Origin of the sequence: Staphylococcus sp. GDY8P57P (assembly GCF_017892585.1) — a bacterium.
GTDB classification, from domain to species: Bacteria; Bacillota; Bacilli; order Staphylococcales; family Staphylococcaceae; genus Staphylococcus; species Staphylococcus borealis.
On record NZ_JAESLK010000169.1, the window covers coordinates 1 to 593 of the forward strand.

Here is a 593-nt window from a genome sequence, read left to right on the forward strand (position 1 = left end):
ATACTTCTACTTTCATTCTAAATCCCCCTCTTAATGAAATCGAATGCTTAATGCATATTATAACTAACAAATTCACAATTTTCAAAATAATTGGTGTAAACGGATACATTTTCGTGTTAATTTCCTCCGAAATCACTTATACTAAAAGTATTAAAGGGTGAATATGACATTCATCTACAGTCGTTTGGAGTGAAAAAATGGAACATATAAAAACGTATCAATTTCAAACATTTCATTTGGACGAAGGTACATTTATAATAGAAGGCCCTGTCTCTAGAGAAAATCTTGAACTTATGACTTTTGATGATGGACTTTCTGCTTTTCGACAACCTAACGATCAATTTATAGCTATAAAAGAAATTAGTGAATTAAAAGAAGGTAGAATTTTTGTGATTAGAAAGCATGACCATATTGTAGGTTATGTCACTTATCACTATCCTGATCCATTAGAACGTTGGTCTGATGGTAACCTTGAGTATTTAATTGAACTGGGTGCGATAGAAATCAGTTTACCTTATCGACATTTACATTTAGGCAGTAAACTCATTCGTTTAAGTTTGACGGCTGATGAATATGAAGATTATATCGTTTTA

1 protein-coding gene is annotated in these 593 nt (G+C 31.4%); it reads left to right on the forward strand.

Annotation, left to right across the window (positions count from 1 at the left end):
* Positions 1-197: 197 nt before the first annotated feature.
* Positions 198-593 (forward strand): GNAT family N-acetyltransferase (locus tag KA878_RS14165; protein ID WP_398577057.1); only part of this gene is annotated, 396 nt, incomplete at its 3' end.